Here is an 8463-nt window from a genome sequence, read left to right as displayed (position 1 = left end):
GCGTGGCAGGCCAGGCGCTAAGTACGCAAAGTTAAAGACGTGAAGCACAGGGGTATTGTCCAAAACCGGGACACGGTTTTGGACAAGCTGCCTTTTCATTTGCCGAACACCCGGCAAATGAAAAAAATCTTCTTGCCTTCCTTTGCGACCTTTGCGTCTTGAGTGATCCCGCCATGGGCGGGAGAACGGGCGGTTAAGGTTTCTTTATTTTTTTGGTTGAGGGTGTAGCCCGCTTTAGCGAAGCAATGTTTCTCGCAACAAGGAGAGGGGATAAATGATTGGAGCCATTGCCGGAGATATTGTCGGATCGGTTTACGAGTGGGACAACATCAAGACCAAGGATTTTGATCTGTTCACCTCGCGCAGCTTCTTTACTGACGATACCGTCCTGACCGTGGCCCTTGCAGATACCATCATGACTGGAAGGCCTTATGATGAAAACATGAGGCGATTCTACAAATGGTATCCAGGAGCAGGCTACGGGGGAAGCTTTCATAAGTGGGCGAAAAATCCAGGGCTTGGCCCTTACAACAGCTGGGGAAACGGGGCCGCCATGCGCATCAGCCCGGTGGGGTTCGCTTATGATGACCTGGATACTGTGCTTAAAAAGGCTCGAGAATATACAGAAGTCACTCACAATCACCCGGAAGGGATCAAGGGCGGGCAGGCAACAGCAGCGGCAATATTTCTGGCCAGGCAGGGCAAAACCAGGGATGAGATAAAGACGTACATAGAAAATGAGTTTGGTTACGACCTGAATCGGCATGTGGATGAAATCCGCCCCACATACCAGTTCGATGTGTCGTCACAGGGGACCGTTCCCCAGGCTGTGCGGGCCTTTATTGACTCCAGCGGATTTGAGGACGCCCTGCGTACAGCTGTATCCCTTGGAGGGGACAGTGATACCCTGACCTGCATAACCGGCGGGATCGCCCAGACCTTCTACAAAGGCGTGCCTGAAGATATTCAGGTTCGGGTATACAGGATTCTGGATGATCGACTAAGAGACATAACGCAAACATTTATGCAGCGTTATTGCAGTGATTAACTCAACCCATAAGTTTTTTGCAACATCACAGTTGTTTAAAGGGCCTGCAATTGATCCCGGAAACAGGCAGGATCGTAAGCATTCAGGGGGTACTCAGTTTTAGTCCCTGGCACCAGGCCTGGGGACTGTCCCCCGCTAAGAATATCTATGCAGATTCAAAAAAATCTGCGCATGTAATTTTTGTCTTTGTGCAGGAAAGGTGTCGCGGGGACTGTCCCCGGGCCGGAATATGCCCCCTGAATGGTTACCCAGGATCTAGTATATTGAGCTTCTACGGCAAATCCGGCGGGTGATCAATGAAGGTCAGTCTCTGGATGAGGTGGCAGGGTCAGGTCCCAGTAACGGCAGGTTCTCTTATTCCAGAACTCACTAAAAGCTGCTCGAACTTTTCGGTGGTACAGACAAAAACATCTGACTCTGGATTATTCCTCTTGGATTGATGAAGCAATTGGTTATAAAGCGAAGCGAAATCCGGACTGGTCAGAAAGCATTGCTGTTGGCTCCAGGACCTTACAACTCTCATTTAGAGGCCGAAAAGGGCTGTTTAAGCCCAAAAAAAGCTATTTTGGGGATGTATCTCATGTAAAATCAGATAAATATTTAAGTCCGACCCGGAAGAACACTAAGGCTGCTTGAGCTGGACGCAGGCCCCCACTCCATCCGCTATCAGCTTTTGCACCGCACAGCATCAGCCCTCATTGAGGCCCAGAGATTCAACACTCAGCATGCTCTAATGCTGGTTCACTCCTTCAGCCAGTCCCATGAAGGCTTCCAGGACTATGCAGCTTTTGCCGAACTTATGGGTGGCAGCGCAAGCAAAGACAGCTTGAATTCAGCAGGTTCTCGTTCCGGTGTGTCCCTTCATCTTACCTGGGTGCAGGGCAGCCCGGCCTGCCTCGACAAATAAAAGGCCAGGGATTGCCCCGAAAACAGTCTGGGCAAGCATGGCGTTGTATGTAAAAACAATAATCATCAAACAGTTGCTCAGCATATATCTGGCCGAATTCTTCTGAAAAACAAGTCCTTAATAAATTGACTTTTGACCTTCTTACTCATAATCTCCTGCTTTTTAACTTAAAGTATCCTGGAAAATGGTCTATGCTGAACAAGCAGGTTATGCCCGGCACAATTACAGACCCGCATAAAACGGTTTTGGCCAGGATGGGTTTTCGCCTCCATGGAGGCGGTGTTCATACCGCCAGAACTATTATGCTTCAGGATCTGAAAGCGCTCTTGTCATATATCGACAATCCGGAAGCAGGAAAACCCGATTACAGGCAGGCCGTTGTCAACGATAATTGTCTGGGCAAGAGGTCAGGCAAGACCAGGACCATCACCTTCAACCACCTGAGCAGCCTGTACGGACTGGACCCCGGTATATTCATATTTCGCAACATGCTCCATTTCTGGAAGCGCGATAATGAAGGCAGGGCATTACTGGCCATACTTTGTGCCTGCTGTAGGGACCCCCTCCTGCGGCTTAGCTCCACATTTATCCTGAAAACTCCACCAGGAAACACCTTAAAAAGAGAAGATCTGGAGGAATTTATAGATTCCCACAGACAAGACTGTTTCAGCCGGGCCACCCTGAAATCAGCTGCACAAAACCTGGCCTCGTCCTGGACAAAATCCGGGCATCTGCGTGGAAAGTACAACAAGGTCCGCACCAGCGTTCAGGCAACTCCCGGCAGCATAGCCTACGCCCTTTTGCTGGGGCATATCAGCGGCCTGCGGGGACAGTCTCTGTTTGCCTGCGATTTCTTCAACATCCTGGATTGCTCCGTAGAACAGGGACTCGAACTGGCCAGGGAAAGTTCGCGCCGGGGGTGGATGGTGTTTAAAAATATCGGAGAGGTCATCGAGGTACAGTTCCCTGGATTAATTACACCAACAGAAACAGAGCGGCTAAATGAGCAGAACCAAACAGCTTATTGAAGTCTACAGTAATTATATTTCCATACCCTGGCGCAGAGATGAAGCCCCGGCTCAGAGGATAATATTCTGTGTCTACAATGAGGCTGAAGAACTTAAGATCAGGGCCAGGATTGACGAGTTTGAACTTGCCACAAGACAGGCAGGACACGACTGGTACCTCTTCGATTTAACTGAATCCTTTGCCTGCTGGATGCTGTCCCAAAAATATGCCGGAAAATACTTCCAGAATCCGGACTTGCTCAAGACTCTTCTCCCGGAAAACTATCAGCAACATATTACCCGGTCCTTTGCCGAATTCTATGAGAAAAACAATATCGACGACAATTCAGTGGTCACTCTGATGGGTGTAGGCTCATTATTCGGGTTTTCCAAAGTCCGCGATGTTGTCGACAGCCTGTCATCAATAGTTGCAGGCAGATTAGTGGTCCTTTTTCCTGGTAGCTATGAAAACAACAATTACAGGCTCCTGGATGGTTATGACGGATGGAATTATCTGGCGGTGCCTTTGACCGCAGATGCAAGTCTTTAGACTTACTCCTGAGACCCTGTCATAAAAAAGGAAGGGATCTCATACAACCACCCCCGACCCCTCCTTGGCTAAGGAGGGGAGTTTACACCGTGCCCGCAATCTATACTGAGGAGCAGGCCCGGTTGAATGTTGCCATACATAACGCAAAGATAAATTTCTTACTTTGCGATCTTCGCGTCTTTGCGTGAGAAAAAATGGGTTGCAGGCATAGCCTGCTTTAGGAGGAATGAATGCTCAATCGCCAGGTCTATTTTAAGGATCCTTCCACCTGGTCGTTGGTCAACCAGGGAGTAGCCAAGGTTGACGAGGATACCACTCCAGATGCGCTGAAAGTTCTGCGCTACGAGATGGAAACCTTTGTCTGCGACGGGCAGTACGAAAAGGGTCTGGAGCAGATTCTGCATTCCTATCTGCGAAATATTGACCAGGGTGCTCCGGAACAGCCAGGAGTCTGGATCAGTGGTTTTTTCGGCTGCGGCAAATCTCACCTGGTCAAAATCCTCAAATCCCTCTGGACCGATACTGTTTTTCCTGATGGAGCCACTGCCAGAGGCATAGCCAGGCTGCCGGATTCTATACGCACTCACCTGAAAGAATTAAATGTTCAGGGCAAAAGACAAGGAGGCCTGCATGCTGCATCGGGCACCCTGGGCGCTGGTGCAAGAGGCAGTGTCCGCCTGGCTTTGCTGCGAATCATCTTCAAGTCTGTGGGACTGCCCCCAAAATATCCGGTAGCCAGTTTCGTCATCTGGCTCAAACGGGAAGGGATTTATGACCAGGTCCGTTCCATAGTTGAAGAGGAAGGCCACAACTGGGATGAAGAACTGGACAATTTTTATGTGGCTGAAGGTCTGCATCAGGCCCTTACCAGAGTCAAGCCGCACCATTTTCCGTCCCCCTCTTCCTGCGTGGAAACCTTGATTAATCTTTTCCCTAATGTTGAGGACATCTCCAATGACGATATGCTCAAGACCATCAGCAAGGCTTTGACCAGGGAAAAGAAGTTTCCGCTGACCCTTGTCGTCCTGGACGAGATTCAGCAGTTTATCGGAGACAGCAGTCAACGCTCCATGGAAGTACAGGAAGTGGTCGAGTCCTGCTGCAAGGGTATAGGCGGCAAGCTTTTATTCATAGGAACCGGCCAGACAGCAATAACCGGCACAACCAACCTTAAAAAACTGGAAGGGCGGTTTACCATCAGGGTTGAACTGTCTGATGCAGACGTGGAAACCGTTATACGCCAGACTGTCCTGGCCAAGGACTCCAATGCCATTCCGGTGATAGAGCAGGCTATGCACAAAAACCTTGGCGAGATTTCCAGACACCTGTCCGGTACTGCCATAGGGCACATGCATGAAGACATCGATGCTCTGACCAAAGACTACCCTATCCTTCCTGTTAGACGCCGCTTCTGGGAAAATACGCTCAGGGTACTGGATCAAACCGGCACCGACAGTCAGCTGCGCAACCAGCTGAGCATGATACATAAAGCCATTCAGACCAACCTGGACCACCCCTTAGGCAATGTCATTCCGGCGGATTATCTCTTTTTTGATGCCGCTGAAAGGCTTCTTCAGGCCAGGATTCTGCCGCGCAAGGTGCATGAAAAAATAATGCGCTGGCACAGCGGCAATGATGATGAGAGGCTGACCGCGCGGGCCTGCGGCCTTATCTTCCTGTTGAACAAATTAACTGCTGCCAATCAGGCACTGGGCATCAAAAGCGAACCAGACACACTGGCTGACCTGCTTGTCGAAGATATAGCCCAGGGCAGCGGCGGGTTGCGCAGCAGACTCCCCGGACTCCTTGATGATTGCAGCCTGCTCATGAAGGTGGGCCAGGAGTATCGCATCCAGACCGAGGAAAGCGCTGCCTGGAATGATGAGTTTCAGAATCAGTTCCACCAGCTGGCCAACGAAACTCATCGTGTGGAAGCCGAAAGAGAAGATCGCATCCGGCGCAAATTTGGGGAGATTACTGGACGGCTTTCCCTGCTGCACGGCAGTTCCAAGGTTGCCCGCAATATTCATCCGGTATTTGAGCCTTCCTTGCCTGCTGACTGTGCCCAGAGAATCTGTCTCTGGATCAGGCACGGATGGGAAACCGATGAAAACTCCATCAGGGCCGAGGCCAGGGAGGCTGGAAACAAGTCACCGACCATCTTTGTCTTTATACCCAAGCGCTCCGCCGATGACCTGAGAAGGAACCTTCTAAGCTGCAAGGCTGCTGCAGCCACCCTGGACAAACGGGGCAACCCAGGTACATCAGAGGGCATAGAAGCCAGAGCAGCCATAAAGACAATTATGGACAACAGTGAAATAAGGATCAACGAGCTTCTGGATGATGCCTTTTCCGGAGCCAGGGTTTTTCAGGCCGGGGGTACGGAAATACTTGGCGGCAATTTACAGGAAATGATTATTGAAGCTGCCGAAAACAGCCTGAAAAGACTTTACCCCCAGTTTGATCTGGCTGACCACACCGGGTGGGAAAAGGTCTATTCCAACGCCGGTAAGGGTTCACCCGATGCCCTCAAAGCCGTGGGGTTTGAGGGCGAACCTGCCACCAATCCGGTATGCAAGGCCATACTTGGATACATAGCCGGAGGTAAGCGGGGAGCAGAGATCAGAAACCGTTTTGAGTCTCCGGAATACGGCTGGCCCAGGGATGCTGTGGACGGCGGCCTGCAGGTGCTCCTGGTGGCCGGCCTGGTCCGGGCTGAAGATGAACGGGGCAATACTGTCCACCCCAGGGAACTGGAGCGAAAAGCCATCGGCAAGGCTGTTTTCAAGGTGGAATCAGCCACTGTGACCACGCCCCAGCGTATCCAGATACGAAAGCTCTTTCAAAAGATGGGCATCAGCTCGAAACCGGGAGAAGAGCTCTCCCACGTACCCGAATTTCTGCAGAAACTAAGTGAACTGGCCAGCTCAGCCGGAGGCGAACCTCCCATGCCCGAGCCCCCGGACACCTCTTTCCTGGAAGATATCCGCCTCTCTTCAGGCAATGAACAGCTCCTGGCCATTTATAATCTCAGGGACGAGCTGAGCAGGCACATTGACACCTGGTCAGACCTCTCCCAGGGTATTTCCCGGCGCATGCCCCAGTGGAGGGTTCTCAAAAACCTGTCCCATTATGCGCATCCCGTTGAGGATGCAGAGATAATTCTCACTCAGGTCCAGGCAGTGGAGCAGAACAGGCAGCTCCTGGAAGAGCCGGACCTGGTGGAACCCCTCATCTCCAGTCTGACCCAGGTTTTGCGCCAGGAACTGAACAGGCTGAAACAGGCATGGGATCAGGAATGGGAAAAGGGTGAGGCCCGGCTGGAAAAAGATGAAAACTGGCACAGGCTCGCCCGCGAACAGCGCCACGAGCTGCGCAATCAGCAAGGACTTGTGGAAGCGTCCATCCCCTCTATTCAGTTAGACAGCACCGATTCCATCCTGAATACATTGAACACAGCAGGCATATCAGCCTTGAAAGACCGCATTGCCGCCATGCCTGGACGATACAGTCAGATGCTGATGGAGGCGGCCAGGATGCTGGAGCCGGAGGTTCAAGAGGTTGCCTTGCCTTCTTCTATCCTCAAGACAGAACAGGACGTGGACGAGTGGCTGACCCAGGCCAGGAAAAAACTGTTGGAGCAATTAAAAAGCGGACCGGTAATTCCGGGGTAATTTAACGTATCATGCCTGGAGCATAACATGCACCCTCTGGAAAAAGCCTTGCGCAGCAGGCTGGAAAGAACCATTGAGCGGGCCAGGCAGGAAGCCGAGGCCGGAGCTGTATCTGCTCTGGAGCAGCTTGGGGTCCAGGAAGCTGCCCCTTATAAACACCTGAGCAAAGAAGACCGTGTGCTGCGTCGCAAGCTGCGGGCGCACGCCAGGCACCTGGGCAATGGGCGCAACGCCAAGGGAGAGCAGGAGATAGACCGCCTCATTGAAGAAGTTGCATATGAGCACTGGCACCGTATGCTCTTTGCCCGCTACCTGGCGGAAAACAACCTGCTTATATATCCGGACCCGGTGGAACCGGTGTCCATCACCCTTGAAGAGTGCCAGGACCTGGCTGCGGACGAAGGTGCCACCAACGGCTGGGAGCTGGCTTCCCGCTATGCCGCCCGCATGCTGCCTCAGATATTTCGTCCCGACTCTCCGGTATTCGAATTGACCCTGCCCCCGGAAAACCAGCAAAGGCTGGAGCGCCTGGTGGAGGACTTGCCCCGGGAGGTTTTTACAGCTTCTGATTCCCTGGGTTGGGTTTATCAGTTCTGGCAGTCCCGCAAGAAAGAGGAGGTCAATGCCTCAGAGGTCAAAATAGGTGCCAAAGAGCTTCCGGCTGTCACCCAGCTTTTTACTGAACCGTACATGGTCGCCTTTCTCCTGGATAACTCCTTGGGGGCCTGGTGGGTTAAAATGTGCTCAGAGGGCAGTGACCAGCCAGCAGTGGAAGCTCGTAACATGCTCCAGAATGCTCAAAGCGAGGATGAGCTGCGGGTCTTTTTCAGCCGCCCGGGATTTACTCTTTCCTATCTGCGTTTTGTAAAAGATGACGAGAGCTCCTGGACTCCGGCAGGAGGCACTTTTGATAACTGGCCGGATACCCTCAAAGGATTCAAAACCCTGGATCCATGCTGTGGGTCCGGTCACTTCCTAATAGCCCAGTTTCTTATGCTTGTGCCCATGCGCATGGAACTGGAGGGCCTTTCAGCCCGGGAAGCCGTGGACAAGGTGCTTGCCGAAAACATCCACGGCCTGGAAATCGATCAGCGCTGCGTCCAGCTGGCAGCCTTCTCCCTGGCCCTGGCTGCCTGGACTTATCCCGGTGCAGGCGGATACCGGCCACTGCCAGAGCTCAACCTGGCCTGCTCCGGCCTGGCCATTAATGCCCGGAAAGAGGAGTGGCTGAACCAGGCAAATGGGGATGTGAAGCTCAAATACACCCTGGATCAAAT

Annotated in this window: 6 protein-coding genes; all 6 read left to right on the top strand. The window is 52.2% G+C overall.

The window, feature by feature from the left end; all coding sequences use genetic code 11:
• Window positions 1-274: 274 nt before the first annotated feature.
• On the top strand, window positions 275-1048 hold the full coding sequence (locus D5S03_RS13210) for an ADP-ribosylglycohydrolase family protein (RefSeq protein WP_008869238.1): 774 nt from the start codon (window positions 275-277) through the stop codon (window positions 1046-1048).
• Between the two features lie 628 nt (window positions 1049-1676).
• Complete coding sequence (locus D5S03_RS13855; RefSeq protein WP_435050723.1) at window positions 1677-1955, top strand: DUF6946 family protein; 279 nt, start codon at window positions 1677-1679, stop codon at window positions 1953-1955.
• A 191-nt stretch (window positions 1956-2146) separates the two neighbouring features.
• Window positions 2147-2983 (top strand): hypothetical protein, encoded by an 837-nt coding sequence (locus D5S03_RS13200; RefSeq protein WP_008869237.1) that lies wholly within the window; start codon window positions 2147-2149, stop codon window positions 2981-2983.
• On the top strand, window positions 2958-3512 hold the full coding sequence (locus D5S03_RS13195; RefSeq protein ID WP_008869236.1) for a BREX protein BrxB domain-containing protein: 555 nt from the start codon (window positions 2958-2960) through the stop codon (window positions 3510-3512). The genes D5S03_RS13200 and D5S03_RS13195 overlap by 26 nt, the downstream gene beginning before the upstream one ends.
• A gap of 230 nt (window positions 3513-3742) precedes the next feature.
• On the top strand, window positions 3743-7186 hold the full coding sequence (gene brxC / locus D5S03_RS13190; RefSeq protein WP_008869235.1) for a BREX system P-loop protein BrxC: 3444 nt from the start codon (window positions 3743-3745) through the stop codon (window positions 7184-7186).
• Between the two features lie 27 nt (window positions 7187-7213).
• On the top strand, window positions 7214-8463 hold a 1250-nt coding region (locus D5S03_RS13185), incomplete at its 3' end, for a DNA methyltransferase (RefSeq protein ID WP_353745159.1).

It is taken from the genome of Desulfonatronospira sp. MSAO_Bac3 (assembly GCF_003838035.1).
Taxonomy (GTDB): domain Bacteria; phylum Desulfobacterota; class Desulfovibrionia; order Desulfovibrionales; family Desulfonatronovibrionaceae; genus Desulfonatronospira; species Desulfonatronospira thiodismutans.
The sequence above is the reverse complement of the archived record's forward strand: the minus strand, read 5'-3'. Positions and strand labels throughout refer to the sequence as shown.